Raw genomic sequence first — 18,591 nt, forward strand, 5'->3', positions numbered from 1 at the left:
TAACCATACCTGTTAATTCTGACAGGTAGTCTCCTGATGTGTGCTGAGAAAACAGGAGGTTTTAACTTGGTAAACTATAGACACTCATCAGGAGTTTACCATGAGCAAGAAACAGAAGACTTACACCGCAGAATTTAAAGTTGAAGCAATAAAATTGATTGAAGCCAATCAAGGCAATGTATCGGAAACAGCCAGACAACTTGGCATTTCAATGCAAACTCTTTCAAATTGGAATAATAAAGCAAAGACTGGCACCTTAGCAGGCACTAAACAATATTCACCTGATCTAAATGCCTTACTCGAAGAAAATAAAAAGCTCAAACAACAGCTCAAAACAGCTGAAATGGAACGTGAATTTCTAAAAAAGGCAGCAGCGTACTTTGCGAAAGAAAGTCAGTAAGGTACGCCTATATGAAACAGCAAAGATATTTATTCCCGATTAGCTTTATGGCTAGATTACTTCACGTTTCAGTGTCACGATTTTATGATTGGCTAAAACGAGGCATGAATAAAAGATTGGTTCAGCGAAATCAACAGACAATTTTGGTCAAAATAGCTCATGAGGAAACTAAACAAAGCTATGGCTATATTCGATTAACTAAGCATTTACAAGCGCAAGGTATCAAAATCAGTACGTATGCTGTACGTCAAATAAAAAAGCTCAACCAGCTGTATTGTAAGCGTCATAAGCGTTTCAAAAGAACTACGAAGAGTGATCATAATCGAGCGATCTACGCAAATTTACTAGAGCAACAGTTTTCAATGACTAAGCCCAATCTTGCATGGTCAAGCGATATTACATACATTTGGACTGCTGAAGGTTGGTTATACTTGGCAGCAGTAAAAGACCTGTACACGAAACAAGTGGTTGGCTATAGCTTAAATGAGCGTATGACCGCACAACTTGTTTGCAATGCACTGACTATGGCGATTCGTAATCAAAAACCAACGAAAGGCTTAATTATTCATTCGGACAGAGGCAGCCAATATTGCAGCCATGAATATCGAAAGATACTGGAAAAATGTGATTTTCAAGGTTCAATGAGCAAACGTGGGGACTGTTACGATAATGCACCGATTGAAAGTTTCTGGGGCATACTCAAGAATGAATTAGTGCATCATTGCAACTATAAAACCAGAGATGAAGCTAAAGCAGATATTACAGAATACATTGTGTTATTTTATAATCAGCGAAGAATTCAAAAGAGTTTGGATTTTAAAACGCCAAATCAAATAGCAGAGAACTTTTATCGGTTAGCTGCCTAGCATATCCCAAGTGAAAGTCTCCTGCTAATTCAGCACATATCAGAGCTTGATATTGCAAAGTTTGGATTACTACCGAGCTGGGCGAAAGAATTGAAGTTCAGCAGTCATACTTATAACGCCAGAACTGAGTCTGTAGCAGATAAGCCTAGCTTTCGACATGCTTGGAAGTACAGCAAGTTCTGCCTAGTCCCAGTACAAGAATTTTATGAGCCGAAATACATCAATGGCAAGCCACACTGGTACACCATCAAGCGTAAAGATGATCAGCCTTTTACTGTTGCAGGGATCTATGATGATGCAGTGATTAATGGCAATAAGGTACGTTCCTTTTCAATGTTGACCATCAATTCGGACCATCACCCTTTTATGAAACAATTCCATGCACCGAAGGATGAGAAGCGATCCATCATCGTTATTCCAGAACAGTACAGAAAAGACTGGCTAACAGCCGATCATGAACATGCGCATGAATATTTCTTTCAAATGCCCGATGAATTCGTCACATTTCCACGCGATGAGCAGAAACAAAACGTCTTATTCTGAGCATCCTTGTTTATCCACAACTTTTTAAATTTGAATTTTAAACGCTGTTAGTAATATCCTATTTAAACAAATTCTACTTCCAAACACGCCTCGTAGCGTAGGAGTATCTCATGTCTAAGAAGTTGCCTATTTACTTCTCTGACGACGCATGGTCATCTTTACAAGAGCTCATGGGTCCAGAGGGTAAACCAAGTCCTACCATCAACACCGTGCTTGAACAAATCGCTGTTCAAAATGAGCTTGTTGAAAAATTAGGGCTTACTGCTGTCCTACCCAAATCCAAAGTATCTATTCCCGTCTCTTTAGAGCGTATTCCTGCAGGTCCGGCCTTCAGCACCAAGGATGAGCAAGACAAAGCACTCGATCTGAATGAGTTCCTGATTCACAACCCTATTTCTACTTTTATTGCCTATGTAGACAGTGAATCCATGCTCGATGCTGGCCTAGAGATTAATGATCCAATCATTATTGATCGCAGTATTGAAGCCAAGCATTACGATATCGTGGTTGCCCTGATTGATGACAATGCCTCAACCATTAAGCGGCTGATGATCACCAATAAGATGTCCAAGTCTGAAATCAAAGAAATATTTGGAGATGAAGATTATCCGCTTCCAGAACTTTGGTTGAAGGCTGAAAATTCGAATTACAATCACATCATTCCTGATGATAGTCAGACCATATCAATCTGGGGTGTGGTGACTTTTAATTTAAAGCGTATTTATCACCGCTCATAAAAAGAAGAATAACCATGCAAAGTGAAAATGAAATATTCGCGTTAGTCGACGTGAATAATTGCTACGTCTCGTGTGAGCGTGTGTTTAATCCTGCCTTGAATGATCGCCCAACCATTGTGCTCAGCAACAATGACGGCTGTGCCGTGGCCAGAAGCCAGGAAGCGAAAGACTTAGGCATCAAGATGGGTGTTCCTGTATTCCAAATTAAAGAGCTGATCAAACAACATAACATTCAGGTGCTATCCAGTAATTTCTCCTTATATGGCGAAATGTCCAAGCGCTTTATGGAGCTGCTTGGGGACTATGTTGCACCAGGAGATCAAGAGGTCTATTCCATTGATGAATGCTTTCTGAAGCTCACAGCTTACGAGCATCTATTTGACCTGACTGTATATGCTCAAGACATGAGGGCTAAGGCTTGGCGTTGGTTAGGCCTACCCTGCTGTATTGGAATTGGTCGCTCTAAAACCGAAGCCAAGATTGCCAATCATCTCGCCAAGAAAAACAAGTTCTTCAATGGGGTCTGTAATCTGGCCCATATGGACCCATGCTCTACAGAAACGCTACTCGCGCAGGTTGATGTGTCTGAGGTTTGGGGCGTAGGCAGACAGAACTGTAAGAAGCTCAATACTATGGGTGTTCAATCTGTGCTGGATCTGATCAATGCCAATCCTAAAGAAATCAAAAAGCAGTTTAGTATCGTGATGGAAAAGACGGTGCTTGAGCTACAGGGCCTTTCTTGTATTGACCTTAGTGATGATACTGTAGCGAAGAAGCAAATCATCAGCAGCCGTTCATATGGCAACCCAGTGTATGAAATGGATGACATTAAAGCTTCGGTTCGGCTTTATGTGGCCAGAGCCGTGAAACGAATGCGGGAAGATGGCTCAATCTGCAAGATGATCGGCGTGTATATCCAAACCAGTCGCTTTGATAAGACAGAGCGCTACTCGCCTTACATCGTCGTTCAAATGCATGAGCATACGGATGATCTACTGCTCATCACCAAGGCCGCGATGAAAGGCATCGATCAGATATTTAAGAAAGGCTTTAAGTATAAAAAGGCGGGAATCGTGCTGCTCGAAATTACAGATCAATCCAAGTTTGTGCCCGATCTATTCACGGACTATTCACATAAGCAAGAGCGAGAAAGGCTTTCAGATGCCATCGAAGCCATCAGTGAACGGTTTGGGAAGAATCTCGTCACGCTAGGCATTGCCAACAATAAAGAAGCCACATGGCACATGAATCAAAACCTTAGATCACCTTCGTATTTAACCAAATGGTCTGACTTACCAAGAGTAGGATAAAAACATGCACTTATTTAAATTAACTGACGAACAACTCGCACAAATTCTTATCCCGAAACGATTTGTACCACCTACTCCACCTGAACATGAAGGCAAGAATATGGTCTATGTATTTGATAGTGAGGATAAGTTTGAACTGACTTATGATGAGCTGGTGGAAATCATTAGCAAAGCTAGAATGGCTGGTCCGAAGTTGATACCTGTCTTAGGCACCGTGAATTAAATTGTGCAGTGTTCGCACGCCACTTGAAACATAACTTGATTGGAAATGAATTTGGGCTGAGAAAAATTCAGTTCAAATTTAACCTGACGGGCACACTAAAAAATGGGTAATTGTCAGATCGAGTTTGGACTACAACACTTTAGCTCATCGATTTACCAAAGTGCTAATCTTTACACTATTGTCTAAAATCCAGTGACCAAATTGTGATGCTAAAGCTTTTAAATTCCCTTTATTATGAATCAAAGTTAGTATGATGCTTTTCATAAAGACAGTTTACTTATAACCAGAGAGATTTTTAAACAATTCCCCTTTTAGTTTGCTTAGGCTATTTCAACCAGAGTTCATCTTTTTGCATCATTTTTAACATTAAATTAAATATAACCAGCGGAGTAACATTTTTTTTGTTAGAGCCGACAACTCTTTGAAAACTAAATTTAACGGTTCGCTCAGGAGCATCCAAATTAACTGGGTAGTTTTGTTTTTCTAAATACAGATGATCTCCTAACATTGGCTCTATACCAGTAATAAAATTAACAATTTGTTGCTCATCACCTTTCATTCGGCATTGAAAATGTAGAAAATTCTTACGCAGTTTTCCAAATAATAATAATATTTTAAGCGCCTTAACCATGTTCTTTTCTTTCAGTGCATCTTGCTGCCTATCATCTTTATAATGAAAATCAAGGAGAGGAATTATTTCATCTGGACGAGTCAGTTTTTTAGCCTTTTCGTAAAGTTCATCAAACCAACTCTCTTCTAAATTCTTACTATAAACATAATTCGTTTTTAAATTAAATTTTTGGCGATCCATCCATTTAGTGCTCATCCATTGACATCGTTGCATCCATTCTTGAGCTTGGGTATCTTCGCTTAAACGACCTTCTCTAAAACTTATCAAACGTTGAAAAGGTGTCAGAGTACTCTTCTCTATACTAAACTTCTTTTCTTGTCGGCCAGCCATCGTAACTGGCTGTGTTTGCTGATAAGAATTAAACCATTTCTGCTGCTGAGTATAACGATTTAGGTTTATGTAGTCTGTACTTGACTTCACTGGACTAAAACACTGTTCTAATACTTTTTTTGAAATGATACACGGCGAATTATAAATTCGATCGACTGCTAATAAATCCAAAACATGAAGGTAATTTGAAGCCGTTTGCTCAATACTGCTATGCCCCATCCAAGAGGCGAGCACCTGCCATTTATGTTGAATAATCTCTTCTTGAGCACGTGCTTTCATACCAAACAATAAATCCCTCATCTTTTTTGCTTTTACCCAAGGACAATCTGTGTAGGTCTTGATCATTTCTTTTGAACCGAGCAAAGTTATTGCTAGATAGTTAGCAGCACTGTGGCGTAATGTATGAAAACTAAAGCCATGATGCATACCTAATATTTGACTAAACAAATCTACTGTAATTTTGCTGATACATTGATCAGTTAATACACGATGATTCACACTAAAAAGTAGATCATCCTGCTGATTAACCAAATATTGCTCATAACGATGTTGTATGTAACGTTGTACTACTAAAAACTCATGTTCTGACAATGCAATTTTCAATGGTATTTGACGATTCGCACTTCGCGTTTTCAGACGGCGATATGAATTGTCTTGGATATGAAGCGTGATATTATTAAAAACTGTATTTTCTTTTTCTTTATAAAGTAGCTCTGGGCAAATAATATCTTGTATTTTAAGACAACGAACTTCATTTAATCGAAGTCCAGTTCTATAACTTAGTAAATACATCAGCTTTAAACAACTCAGATGATCGACCCACTCTGATGCCGTTGGCTCTTGACTTAAATTTTCTAGTTTTTCCAATAATTTGCCAAATAGCAAAGGACTCACTAGCCGTGCATTGCAAATTTGTAAATGCTTAAAACTTGAATTCTGTAGCACCAATACCCCTGGAGCATCATAATTCTCTATACAGAATTGATGAAAATCTTTTAGGCGACCAAAACGGTATTCTGCGCTTTGGTGCATCTTACGAGAGGTTTTTCCTTTCACCGAATCTCGTTGAACTGCTTTTTCATCACGTTCACTGCTGTATTTCAATAGCTGCCGATATAAATCCTCATAGTCATCTATGGATTGTTGCTTTAAATCTAATTTATTGAGCCAAATCTCAAATATAAATTCTTTGCCAAACGATCCTAAGTAGCTTTCAATAGTTGATAATTGAAGCCCTCGTTTTTTTAAATGCATTAACCAGTGAATTAAGCGTAGTTGAGCATCAATTAAAGACTTTTCCTCTGTATTAGCATCAACTATCTTCTCCTCTAACACCCTTCTAGTTTCTTGCCAAAAACGTAGCGTGCGTTCTTCTTTATTCCTCTTTTTATCTAAACGCTCAACTTTTTGACCTTTACGTTTCTTTTGACCAAACAACATCAACTCATACGGAATCGTTTGTAATTTGCTTTGAACAGTCGGAACTTCAGGAAGTAACTGCTCTTGTTCAAAATGAATAGGGCGATTATCTGGTTCTGTGACTTGATTGTAATCATTATTCCACAGCAATCTAAATTCGGATGGCCTTAAAGCAACAGTATTAATCTCTTGCTGAAGCACATTACTCAAAAATATATCTATGCTGAGGTTTGGATTAAATTCGAGTACCATTTGCACATCATTAAATGCACGAAATCCACGGCGTTTAATTTGATATTGCAGATCCCCAAGACTTTTTTTCCTGCCTATCTTACTCAAGCTTTCTAAAATACAATCTTCAACTGAATGTTGCAGACAAAATTCTTTCTGAGTAGCTTTCAACTTTTTTAAATATTGCAAAATGAACTGCGCATATGGGTTAAAAAAAACATGTTTCCATTGGTACAACTTTCCCTGTTCTACATCGTTGCCATATTGAGAGTTTTCAACACGATAATGTAGTAACAATGGATTAGTGATTTTTTTGTAGTCCGAATGGTATAACCGAAAACAATTCAGATCTGTACCAAGCTCAATGGCCTCCTGCAATTGCTTCTGAATAGCAATCAAATGCTGTTCATCTGCACAGCCTGAAATATATATAAAACTTAAGCATAAATTTCCCCATAAGTACTTTGGTTCATTCCAATATTCAAATGAATCTTGCCAATACTGCCTTAATTCCTTAAGTACATGGATATGTAGATGCCCCTGTTCTAACCGTGACTCTGTACTCTCAATTTTTCTAGGCAGTACGATCCGTTTAGTATGTGGATTTAGCTTAATTCTGTATGATTTTTTATCTACATTCTGGTTGAATTGCTTCCTTCTTTTATTAAATTCATCTTCAGTAAATTGCATCAGTTTTGATTGTTCGTCTCGGCTCAACTTTTGACTCAAACAATCAACACTATCTTTAATGTCATGCCATTTTTCAGCGATCTGCTGATCAAGTTTTTGCTGCATTTCTTTCGTCAATACTTCAGGTGGAGAAGGCTGTCTATCTAGCGACTTTTTCACCATTTTATGAATATCAACAAATAGATCATCTAGTTGTGGTTTTATTAGTTCTTTGATTTTTTGCATACAACTATTTTCGCTCTAAGTGTTTAATCGATAAAGATTTGACATTATCTTGCAATTGCTGGCGGGCTTGCTGTACATAGACATTCGGGATAAGTGAAGAATGCGGATGAAAAGCCTCTCGGTCACGTTGGTCATGACCATACAGGGCCTGAATTAAGTGAAAAGCTAATGCTGGTTTACCCTCTTGCTGCTCATGCATCAAAAAGTTCATGTCAAAATGACGTAACCAATTCGAATACATATTCTTTGGAAAGACTCCTTGCATATATGAATTCACCCATTTTCTCGATAAAGGGATTAACTTAATTTTCCTGCTCTGCCATTCTTTGACAGTTATCGGCAAGATATCTTTACTAAAAATGACCTTACCAAAAAGATCATTTACAGTTATCTTCTTCTTTGCAAAGACTTGTCTAAAAAATGAACCGTACGCTTCAATAATTTGTTCTAAAAAGGCAGTGTAATTTTGCAGTGTTTTTATGAAAAAATCAGATAAAGGGATAAAACGACCATCTTTTCTTGCTTTACTATTTTTTTTATCATTCACATATAAAAGCTTGAGCTCAACACAATAATCATCCAAATTCCCCAACAGGTTTTTTTTAGGCCGACTTGCCAAACTCAACAAACTGATATGCCACATCCAACACGCATATGCATTAAGTTGATTAATAATGTGCTTATCTTCTTGGATGTTTTCGTGACAATGTCTATGTAAAATATGGAATTGCTCTTTCACAAAATTGGGTTCAAGTGCCAGTTGGCTCCCTATCCTTCCTATAGATAATGCAGATTGCACTTTGAATTGTTGTTGCAATATTTTTAGTTCAGCCGTGTCTTCAGTAAAATGTGTGGAATGTGGTGTAAGTGCTTTTTCTAAAAAGGCTAGATATGTGCTACTGAGTTGAGTTTTCGGTAGCCCGCCATAATAGATACCAGGCATGTGATGCTGACTATCCCGCCCAGCAATTACATGAGCAAGATATTCATTATATGTTTCATAATATATATGAAAATATAATTGAGCCTGCAGTTTTTCTACAGTGATCGAACCTACAAACCGATTATCAAGCCAATTCTTAAGTTTCGTATTAATGTGTGTTGATGAAATTAGTGGATTCGATGCTTGTTCTATATAGTCAAACCAAGCAGAAGGTAAATGTAGTTGATGTGTCATCACTTCATTCCACCGCACATGATTTAAGCTCTTAATCTTCTGCTCTGTAATTTTAAGATTTAATTTGAGTAAATATTCGCGACGTCTACTTGAACCATTCTGGATCAAAATTCCATCTTGAATAAGCTCGTTAAAATCCATCAGTGCGACGGGTGATAATCCCGTCAAAAGTGACAATAAACATGCTGCAGCGATTGCAGCATCCCTCCAGTGCCCGGATAACTCGGTTCTCAACACATAAACAATTTGCTTCAGTATATCTGGCGCCAAATAATGTGGATTTGTAACAAAAGGAGCATGACGGCGCTGGCGATGCCGCATTAGATGCGTCGCATTATCGCTGAGTATATAATTTAAATTTTTAGACTTTTCATCTTCTGAATAAAACTCCATTTCAGGATCTAATAGATCAACTTCACCCTCTTCATCTTTGTGAAGAGCGGCATCATAAATACTGATCTTTGCGTTATGTCCAATATCTACTTGCTTACCCGTTTTAATTTCACGAAATTTTTTGAGTTCATTTTTCGTCGGCCATTGCAAAACTTTACTTTTTTTTGACTTACGCTGACGATGAACAACACGACGATCATCAAGTCTTTTAAAAATTATTAATAGAGCCGATAAATACTCTATGGCTTGTACTTGTTTGAAATCTTTAATATTAAAAAGTTGATTACGATCCTCCTTTTTCAAGTTACGTTCGTACATGACATAGCGATTTAGTAGCTCACTGCATTCTTGAAATAATTCAGCATGATTAGAATCCAGAACATATCGTGATACATAGCGAAAGAGATCACAAACATGTTTTTGCTTATTCTCAGCTTTATCAATTTTTGCAAATTCTTGATACTGCCGATATGTTAAAAAACTCGCTTGTAGAATCAAATAACGTTCAGACGACAGCTCTTGAGTATTACTAGTAGTCGGGCATGCAAAATAACTTAAAGAAGCTAGATAATAATATTTACCTAATTGTCTAGAACTAGATATATAGCCATATATCTGTTGTGCTTCCTTATATAGAGCATGGGCTTTTTCACGTAAATCATCTGATAGATCGACAAATTGTGTATTCACAACATGATTGCGTAATAAACAATAATCTTTTTGGAATTTTTCTGCTAAATCTAAGAATTGCTCTTCTGTTTCAATCTTTGGCATATTCGCTTTCGCTTAATTTTTTATCAAATTGCATTGGTTAAATTCATTACGATCTGAACAATTTGGTAAAAGTTGATCTTTTATTGAACTCTTTGTCAGCTTAAAAAATCTAGCAAAAAATTTAGCATCCAGCTCTTTCTGAGCTTTTCTCTCAAAGCACAAGTGTTGCTGTGATTTTTCGATAAAATCATCAAGATTATGTATCAACTGTAAGATTGCAACATAATTAGAATGTACACGTAAGCATGGCTCCGTTTGCATTAATAGCAATATTTTTTGCCAAATTTTCACATAGATTATTTTGAACTTTGCTTGTACTACTACTTTCTGGCTCTGTTTAATCTTTTTGATTTTCAGTAGTTCTGAGTTAATTTTTACTATCTTAAATTGAACATTTTGTCGCTCAAAGCAAAAGGGCATGATAAATTGCCCCATAAATATCTCTATATTTTTTACTAAATAGTCAAATTTTAACATTTTTATCGATATAAAAAATGAGCATATCTTTGTATATTAAAATTCATTTAATTTATCAACTAAATTTTCTCAAAATTACAATTATCAACAAATACATATGGTTTACTTATCATGGGTGGTCTAAATTTTAAAAATTCTTCCACTTTTTTTTAGTTTTCTGTTATTACATGAAACAATACCGTTGTATTACATTTTGAAATGCTGTGTATGCAGCATTGATCAAAAAGATTCTCTGCTATACTTACTTCACGTGTAGCATCAATGGAGTTTCGAAATGCTCAGAACCACTGAACAGAAAAAAAAATATATTCAAGCGACACGTGCGCAAAACTATCAAGCCAGCCTAAAGCTTGAAGGCATTACAACGACAGCTCAAACAACTCAACAAAGTAAAGCTGAAATCTTGCAAAAATATAAGAAGTATTCGCAACCCGAAACTTAGTCAGGTGCATGTATGGATAAATATGGGGAAATGGGTGACAGCCTGTATTGTTACCCTGGCACAAATATCCTAAAGAACAAACTCAATATTCATGATGAACAAATTTTAGAACAAGCTGAACTAGAACTGTCTGGATTGGCAAGTAACTTAATTGAATATGCTGAACCACCTTACGACTTACAATACTTAAAATCAATTCATGCGCAGCTCTTTGGCGACTTATACGACTGGGCAGGAAAGTTAAGACAAATCGATATTTCCAAAGGTGACACCCGTTTTTGTAATTTTTCCCGTATTGAAATTGAAACCAATAAACTACTCAAAACGCTTCAAGAAAAAAAATACTTTCAAGGCTTAGCACCACAACAACTGATTCCTCAACTTGCCGACTTGTATTGTGAGCTTAATGTCATACACCCATTCCGTGAAGGTAATGGACGTACACAACGGATTTTCTTTGAGCATCTGATTGCTCATTGTGGTTATGGTATTGATTGGTCTCGCATTGACTCTCAACAACAATGGATTCAAGCCAATATTGAAGGTTTTTATGGTAATTTAAATCCATTAATTAAGATTTTTGAAATATGCTTTATTCAAAATACCTAAAATTTAAGTAGTCGAAGCCCACAATCCTTAATGAGCCATCATCTTTGCTTCAATCCACTGATTAATTTCCCAAATAAACCAACAATCACGATTCTTAGAAATCTTAATACTCTTCGGGTAATTTAGGATCGTAATATTCAGATTACTTATCCAGAATTGAATAGATCGTTAACTTAGATAGACTTTTAAGCAATGTAACTTGCCGCATGTTTATCAACATATGTCTCAAAAAAGTCTGCCCATACATAGATTTATGGCGTTTAGTGCTTAAATTTCAGATTAATCTTCGTCTGATGACCTGAATGGATGTTACAGATTACATGCAGGTGAATTACTCTGTGGCTGTATCATGGCTTTTGTGCAATCCAATCCATTTGATCCGAATGTTCTCTTTTGCAATAAAGCAGCCTCTTCTGCTTTTCCTGAACCAACGAACTATGTCATTGATTTGATTCAACCGACAACAGTGATGCTGAATCAAATCTCCAAAGAAGGGATTAAATGCAAGAAATGTGGTAAGAAAAAGATAGGGGATGGAAGTTATTATCCGTCTAATTGGAACCAGCCCATGAGTCGAGATCAGTTGAGTAAGAATCATTTTAAATGAATAAGAGAAGGATGGCTTACCTCACTTCTCCGAATAACAATGCTATGCTTTTCAACCAAGGTTATAAATTGGCAACTACATTTCATTCTTCTTCATGCTGGTCCTATAGCCTGTAGACAATTACTACATCATTTGCATTCAATGCTCAATACAGCCTGTCAGCAGAACCGCAGCGATACTTTTTTTCGTGCATACATGTAGTGTTTAAATCCATTCATTTTTCAATGATCCTCTGCCGTTTATCACATTTATGGTCGATCTTTAACCTTGTGAAAAATGCACATACCGATCCCTTCAAACTGTCAAATTTATGTATGCATGACATTTAAAGAAAATTATCTGATCAATTTTTTTAGGTAAAATTCATCAAGAAAAAGTTATTATTATTCATAACATCACCAATAACCACATAAAAACAATAATTTAATAAATTATTCTTCCAATTTTTTTATATTTAGTGTTATTACCTCTAAATCCATGTTTACCACCTTCTATTACATAAGTAATTTAGAAGTATCCACGATATAAATTGCTTGCCCTCACACCTCTCCCCTCTCACGCCCAAAAAATTTATACTGAAAGGCAGATTAAGCCCGTTCGAGTTACATATAGCCGCATGCTATATTGAAAGCATTAAGAAAATATCCTCAATATTTATAGGATTTTTAAAGTATGAACTAATTTTCGAAGAACCCTTTCTAAGTAATGTGACCTATTAGGAAAAATGAAAATACTGAAATCTCCGTATCAACAATCAGTCAAAGTACATCCTGATGATTTTCTGTAACCGATACCCAAGGACTATACCTACCCTTCTGATGTGCTGTGCAACAAAGCCCTCCTTAGCCACACTATAGCTATAGATTAATTCCATTATTTTGTGATTTAATTAAATTATTCATTCTTAAGACCCAATTTAATGGATTTATATTTCACTAAACCAGAAGAAGTTGTGACTCTTTTAGGTGAGCGTTTACGTAAGCAACGACTCTTTCTGGAGATGTCTCAAGCTGAGGTAGCAGCACGCGCTGGTGTCGGCGTGAATACAGTTTCGAATCTTGAAGCGGGACGAAATGTATCTGTTGAAAATTTAGTCCGTATTGCAATGGTCTTGGGTCGATTAAACGAACTTCAGGAACTATTTAAACCTCAGCTTAACAGTGTGAATGACATTCTTCGCTATGAGAGTCAAAGTAAGCGCCACCGTATTAAGAGGAAGGGATAATGCTCAATAGACTTAATGTTTATTACAACGGTTGGGGCGAATCATGGTTATGGGGAACGCTGATTAGTTCAACAGCCACGACAGGTAGACCCACCATTGCTTTTGAATATAGTCCAGAAGCAATACAGCAAGGTGTTGAGCTCTCTTCTTACTTGCTGCCTTTAAAAGGTCTACCATTCAGACAAGGTTTTCCTACTCATCAAATGGGACTCCCAGGTCCAGTCTATGACGCTTTACCAGATGGTTGGGGCATGATGTTGATGGATCGATATTTCAAAAAAATTGGCTTAAATTCAGCACGAATTGGACCTTTGGAGCGTCTGACCTATATTAGTAGTCACGCAATGGGTGCCCTCTCCTTTGAACCTTGTGTTGCTGACATGCAAACCTCAGAAAATATCCCTTTACAACAACTGGCCCAGGAAGTTCAAGAAGTACTCAAAGGTGAAGGTGGTGAATTTCTACAGCATTTATTGGTCATGGGTGGCTCCCCTCAAGGTGCCAGACCAAAAGCGTTGGTTTACCGAGATCCTGTCAATTTAGAGTTTTCGACTCAAGATTCTGATCAACATGAAGCCTGGCTGATTAAGTTTCCTGCTCAGCAAGAGCATCCTGAAGTCTGCGCCATTGAAGCCGTCTATGCAGAATGTTTGCGACTTTGTGCAATTGAGACTCCAGATACCCATTTCTTTAATTTGCCCAATGGTTTAACGGCTTTTGCTTCTAAACGATTCGATCGTCAAAATGGTATGCGGATTCCAATGCAGAGTTTGGCTGCATATACAGGAGCAGACTATAAAGTTCCAGGTAGCCTAGACTATCGCAATTTTCTCCGGGCAACCTTGATGTGTACGCAAGATGTACGAGAAAGATTGCATGCTTTTAAACGTGCTGTGTTTAATGTGCTTTTCAATAATCGGGATGACCATACTAAGAACTTTTCATTTCTCATGGAGAAAAATGGTCAATGGAAATTGGCTCCAGCCTATGATGTGACCTTCTGCGAGGGTCCAGGTGGTTATCATCAAATGGACATTATGGGAGAAGCGCTCAATATTTCCCGAAATGACATACATAAACTCGGTACTTCAGAAGCTAATCTGACTACTCTAGAAGTCGATGAGATCATCTTGACCATGCGTGAAATTGCACTTCAATTTAGTCAAATTGCGCAGCGCCTGTATCCCCATCAAATTCGAGAATCTACCCTACAGATGATTCAATCACGGATTCAACAGAATATTGATTTTTTAACTGAAACCTAAGCGTAAATATAAACTAAGCGCCAACCATCAACTGCAAATAGACTTTGATATAGTTAGTCGCTACATAATCTGTAGAACCTGTGAATTAGCTCTCTTTATAATCACGAATATTAGATGGATCACCGCCAAGATATATTCTGCAAACGTGAAATCACTACATCCAGATCGAAAATCACTAAGAAAAAACTGTCACCAAAAAAAGGTCTGCACTATGGATAGATGCAGACCAAACTCTGGATAACTACCAGCACGAGAAATATGTCGCAATTTTGCATAGACATGAATTTGATAAAATCAGCCCAGAAAGCCAGAAATTCATAAAAACTATTTCATCAATCCCCTATAACTTAATCACGTTCATGGTCGATCTTAAATCTTGTGAAAAGTACTCATGCTGACCTAGCCAAACTGTAAAACTCATGTATTCATAGCCTTTAAATGAATCTTTCAATCGGTATATTTAAGGTAAAAACTAGTAATCAGAAGTTATTATCACCCCCATATAAAACAAGGATCAACTTAAAAACAATAACTTAGTAAATTATTCTTCCATTTTTTTATATTTAGTGTTATCTCATTCACTTGGCTCTGAAAGTTTCTCGCACTGAGTTTATATGCGGACCAATTCGTTGTACGGTAGATTTTAGTTGCTGGCTTCTTCATTCGGAAATTATATTGCTGAATCAGACCTTACAAACAGCTTTGTGCAACAAAGCCGTCTTTAAGTACTTTTTTTAAAGGAAAAATCATCGACTTAAATCTATATTTCCAACAGTGCCACTTTTATCGCTTTAGCACCTCAACTCATTTAAGTGGCGTAACTTACATAACTTATGCATCCCATTTAAGTGACCTCAGTTATAGTATTCCGTGTCAGGAATTTGTCCACTTATTCCAATGATGATGAGAACTGCAGCATTGACTTAGATCGCCAGTGCTCAGTACTGGCCATCATGTAGCTTTTATCGCTTTAGCGCCTTAACTTATTTAAGTGGCGTAACTTACACAACTTATGCATCCTATTTAGGTGACCTCAGTTATAGTATTCCGTGTCAGGAATCTGTCTACTTATCAGCGTCCGCGGAACTGCAGGATTTCTGCTTTGTTGTTCGCAACGAGGGCTAATTCTGGAGTTCCGTATAAGGCATAATCAATAACGACATCTCGACTGATAATCAGTGCAGTAACTTTAGCCAATCTCGCTGCAATTTCCATGTCAGGAATTTGTCCACTTATTCCAATGATGATGAGAACTGCAGCATTGACTTAGATCGCCAGTGCTCAGTACTGACCATCATGTAGCTTTTATCGCTTTAGCGCCTTAACTTATTTAAGTGGCGTAACTTACACAACTTACGCATCCTATTTAAGTGATGTAAGTTATAGTATTCCGTGTCAGGAATCTGTCTACTTATCAGCGTCCGCGGAACTGCAGGATTTCTGGCTTTGTTGTTCGCAACGAGGGCTAATTCTGGAGTTCCGTATAAGGCATAATCAATAACGACATCTCGACTGATAATCAGTGCAGTAACTTTAGCCAATCTCGCTGCAATTTCCATGTCAGGAATTTGTCCACTTATTCCAATGATGATGAGAACTGCAGCATTGACTTAGATCGCCAGTGCTCAGTACTGGCCATCATGTAGCTTTTATCGCTTTAGCGCCTTAACTTATTTAAGTGGCGTAACTTGCATAACTTATGCATCCTATTTAAGTGATGTAAGTTATAGTATTCCGTGTCAGGAATCTGTCTACTTATCAGCGTCCGCGGAACTGCAGGATTTCTGGCTTTGTTGTTCGCAACGAGGGCTAATTCTGGAGTTCCGTATAAGGCATAATCAATAACGACATCTCGGCTGATAATCAGCGCAGTAACTTTAGCCAATCTCGCTGCAATTTCCATGTCAGGAATTTGTCCACTTATTCCAATGATGATGAGAACTGCAGCATTGACTTAGATCGCCAGTGCTCAGTACTGGCCATCATGTAGCTTTTATCGCTTTAGCGCCTTAACTTATTTAAGTGGCGTAACTTACACAACTTATGCATCCTATTTAGGTGACCTCAGTTATAGTATTCCGTGTCAGGAATCTGTCTACTTATCAGCGTCCGCGGAACTGCAGGATTTCTGCTTTGTTGTTCGCAACGAGGGCTAATTCTGGAGTTCCGTATAAGGCATAATCAATAACGACATCTCGACTGATAATCAGTGCAGTAACTTTAGCCAATCTCGCTGCAATTTCCATGTCAGGAATTTGTCCACTTATTCCAATGATGATGAGAACTGCAGCATTGACTTAGATCGCCAGTGCTCAGTACTGACCATCATGTAGCTTTTATCGCTTTAGCGCCTTAACTTATTTAAGTGGCGTAACTTACACAACTTACGCATCCTATTTAAGTGATGTAAGTTATAGTATTCCGTGTCAGGAATCTGTCTACTTATCAGCGTCCGCGGAACTGCAGGATTTCTGGCTTTGTTGTTCGCAACGAGGGCTAATTCTGGAGTTCCGTATAAGGCATAATCAATAACGACATCTCGACTGATAATCAGTGCAGTAACTTTAGCCAATCTCGCTGCAATTTCCATGTCAGGAATTTGTCCACTTATTCCAATGATGATGAGAACTGCAGCATTGACTTAGATCGCCAGTGCTCAGTACTGGCTATCATGTAGCTTTTATCGCTTTAGCGCCTTAACTTATTTAAGTGGCGTAACTTGCATAACTTATGCATCCTATTTAGGTGACCTCAGTTATAGTATTCCGTGTCAGGAATCTGTCCACTTATTCCAATGATGATGAGAACTGCAGCATTGACTTAGATCGCCAGTGCTCAGTACTGGCCATCATGTAGCTTTTATCGCTTTAGCGCCTTAACTTATTTAAGTGGCGTAACTTGCATAACTTATGCATCCTATTTAAGTGATGTAAGTTATAGTATTCCGTGTCAGGAATCTGTCTACTTATCAGCGTCCGCGGAACTGCAGGATTTCTGGCTTTGTTGTTCGCAACGAGGGCTAATTCTGGAGTTCCGTATAAGGCATAATCAATAACGACATCTCGGCTGATAATCAGCGCAGTAACTTTAGCCAATCTCGCTGCAATTTCCATGTCAGGAATTTGTCCACTTATTCCAATGATGATGAGAACTGCAGCATTGACTTAGATCGCCAGTGCTCAGTACTGGCCATCATGTAGCTTTTATCGCTTTAGCGCCTTAACTTATTTAAGTGGCGTAACTTACACAACTTATGCATCCTATTTAGGTGACCTCAGTTATAGTATTCCGTGTCAGGAATCTGTCTACTTATCAGCGTCCGCGGAACTGCAGGATTTCTGCTTTGTTGTTCGCAACGAGGGCTAATTCTGGAGTTCCGTATAAGGCATAATCAATAACGACATCTCGACTGATAATCAGTGCAGTAACTTTAGCCAATCTCGCTGCAATTTCCATGTCAGGAATTTGTCCACTTATTCCAATGATGATGAGAACTGCAGCATTGACTTAGATCGCCAGTGCTCAGTACTGACCATCATGTAGCTTTTATCGCTTTAGCGCCTTAACTTATTTAAGTGGCGTAACTTACACAACTTACGCATCCTATTTAAGTGATGTAAGTTATAGTATTCCGTGTCAGGAATCTGTCTACTTATCAGCGTCCGCGGAACTGCAGGATTTCTGGCTTTGTTGTTCGCAACGAGGGCTAATTCTGGAGTTCCGTATAAGGCATAATCAATAACGACATCTCGACTGATAATCAGTGCAGTAACTTTAGCCAATCTCGCTGCAATTTCCATGTCAGGAATTTGTCCACTTATTCCAATGATGATGAGAACTGCAGCATTGACTTAGATCGCCAGTGCTCAGTACTGGCTATCATGTAGCTTTTATCGCTTTAGCGCCTTAACTTATTTAAGTGGCGTAACTTGCATAACTTATGCATCCTATTTAGGTGACCTCAGTTATAGTATTCCGTGTCAGGAATCTGTCCACTTATTCCAATGATGATGAGAA

The 18,591-nt window shown here is 37.9% G+C and carries 15 protein-coding genes and 1 pseudogene; 10 read left to right on the forward strand and 6 right to left on the reverse strand.

Annotated features, from left to right (window positions below; translation table 11 throughout):
• The first annotated feature begins 100 nt into the window (after positions 1–100).
• The 5 genes and pseudogenes from H7R46_RS18695 (at position 101) to H7R46_RS18715 (ending at position 4,079) form a co-directional block, all read left to right on the forward strand.
• Positions 101–1,266 (forward strand): IS3-like element ISAba21 family transposase gene (locus H7R46_RS18695; RefSeq protein WP_085947548.1). Its coding sequence is split into 2 segments (ribosomal slippage): positions 101–359 and positions 359–1,266, totalling 1,167 coding nucleotides; the frame shifts between segments, so codons are not numbered across the junction.
• A 42-nt stretch (positions 1,267–1,308) separates the two neighbouring features.
• A pseudogene (locus H7R46_RS18700) lies at positions 1,309–1,809 on the forward strand (SOS response-associated peptidase); the annotation flags it as partial.
• A 110-nt stretch (positions 1,810–1,919) separates the two neighbouring features.
• A complete protein-coding gene (locus H7R46_RS18705; protein ID WP_000038641.1) occupies positions 1,920–2,546 on the forward strand; it encodes a LexA family protein in 627 nt (208 codons plus the stop codon).
• Positions 2,547–2,560: 14 nt separating this feature from the next.
• The gene (locus H7R46_RS18710) at positions 2,561–3,856 is read left to right on the forward strand and encodes a Y-family DNA polymerase (RefSeq protein WP_001190352.1); all 1,296 of its coding nucleotides are present in this window, start codon (positions 2,561–2,563) and stop codon (positions 3,854–3,856) included.
• A 4-nt stretch (positions 3,857–3,860) separates the two neighbouring features.
• A complete protein-coding gene (locus tag H7R46_RS18715; RefSeq protein ID WP_000550047.1) occupies positions 3,861–4,079 on the forward strand; it encodes a hypothetical protein in 219 nt (72 codons plus the stop codon).
• 325 nt (positions 4,080–4,404) lie between these two features.
• Here H7R46_RS18715 and H7R46_RS18720 read toward each other — a convergent pair whose 3' ends face one another.
• Genes H7R46_RS18720 through H7R46_RS18730 form a run of 3 tightly spaced genes read right to left on the reverse strand, consistent with a single transcriptional unit; the run spans position 4,405 to position 10,426 of the window.
• Positions 4,405–7,605: a site-specific integrase gene (locus H7R46_RS18720; protein WP_006582679.1), complete on the reverse strand. Its 3,201-nt coding sequence runs from the start codon at positions 7,603–7,605 to the stop codon at positions 4,405–4,407.
• A gap of 4 nt (positions 7,606–7,609) precedes the next feature.
• On the reverse strand, positions 7,610–9,949 hold the full coding sequence (locus H7R46_RS18725) for a hypothetical protein (RefSeq protein WP_002058482.1): 2,340 nt from the start codon (positions 9,947–9,949) through the stop codon (positions 7,610–7,612).
• Between the two features lie 12 nt (positions 9,950–9,961).
• Positions 9,962–10,426 (reverse strand): hypothetical protein, encoded by a 465-nt coding sequence (locus H7R46_RS18730; protein ID WP_000911011.1) that lies wholly within the window; start codon positions 10,424–10,426, stop codon positions 9,962–9,964.
• A gap of 274 nt (positions 10,427–10,700) precedes the next feature.
• Between H7R46_RS18730 and H7R46_RS18735 the strand changes: the two genes are divergently transcribed.
• From H7R46_RS18735 to H7R46_RS18755, 5 genes are all read left to right on the forward strand, one after another.
• Positions 10,701–10,868: a YhfG family protein gene (locus tag H7R46_RS18735; RefSeq protein WP_002125865.1), complete on the forward strand. Its 168-nt coding sequence runs from the start codon at positions 10,701–10,703 to the stop codon at positions 10,866–10,868.
• Positions 10,869–10,880: 12 nt separating this feature from the next.
• Positions 10,881–11,477 carry a putative adenosine monophosphate-protein transferase Fic gene (locus H7R46_RS18740; RefSeq protein WP_004826955.1) on the forward strand — a complete coding sequence of 199 codons (597 nt, stop codon included), beginning with the start codon at positions 10,881–10,883 and terminating at the stop codon, positions 11,475–11,477.
• A 349-nt stretch (positions 11,478–11,826) separates the two neighbouring features.
• A complete protein-coding gene (locus H7R46_RS18745; protein WP_004726728.1) occupies positions 11,827–12,084 on the forward strand; it encodes a hypothetical protein in 258 nt (85 codons plus the stop codon).
• A gap of 919 nt (positions 12,085–13,003) precedes the next feature.
• Positions 13,004–13,309 carry a helix-turn-helix domain-containing protein gene (locus H7R46_RS18750; protein ID WP_000366814.1) on the forward strand — a complete coding sequence of 102 codons (306 nt, stop codon included), beginning with the start codon at positions 13,004–13,006 and terminating at the stop codon, positions 13,307–13,309.
• Entirely contained in the window at positions 13,309–14,574 is a 1,266-nt protein-coding gene (locus H7R46_RS18755) for a type II toxin-antitoxin system HipA family toxin (RefSeq protein WP_000934717.1), read from the forward strand. Before H7R46_RS18750 ends, H7R46_RS18755 begins: the two co-directional genes overlap by 1 nt.
• Before the next feature lie 1,071 nt (positions 14,575–15,645).
• Here the strand turns inward: H7R46_RS18755 and H7R46_RS19380 are convergent.
• The 3 genes from H7R46_RS19380 to H7R46_RS19390 form a co-directional block, all read right to left on the reverse strand.
• Positions 15,646–15,789, reverse strand: a complete 144-nt coding sequence (locus H7R46_RS19380; RefSeq protein ID WP_153565456.1) for a hypothetical protein — start codon at positions 15,787–15,789, stop codon at positions 15,646–15,648.
• 887 nt (positions 15,790–16,676) lie between these two features.
• Positions 16,677–16,820, reverse strand: coding sequence for a hypothetical protein (locus H7R46_RS19385; protein WP_153565456.1), 144 nt, complete (start codon positions 16,818–16,820; stop codon positions 16,677–16,679).
• A gap of 1,066 nt (positions 16,821–17,886) precedes the next feature.
• Positions 17,887–18,030: a hypothetical protein gene (locus H7R46_RS19390; RefSeq protein WP_153565456.1), complete on the reverse strand. Its 144-nt coding sequence runs from the start codon at positions 18,028–18,030 to the stop codon at positions 17,887–17,889.
• Between the last annotated feature and the right edge of the window lie 561 nt (positions 18,031–18,591).

It is taken from the genome of Acinetobacter sp. BEC1-S18-ESBL-01 (genome assembly GCF_014169935.1).
In the GTDB taxonomy this organism is placed as follows: domain Bacteria; phylum Pseudomonadota; class Gammaproteobacteria; order Pseudomonadales; family Moraxellaceae; genus Acinetobacter; species Acinetobacter pittii.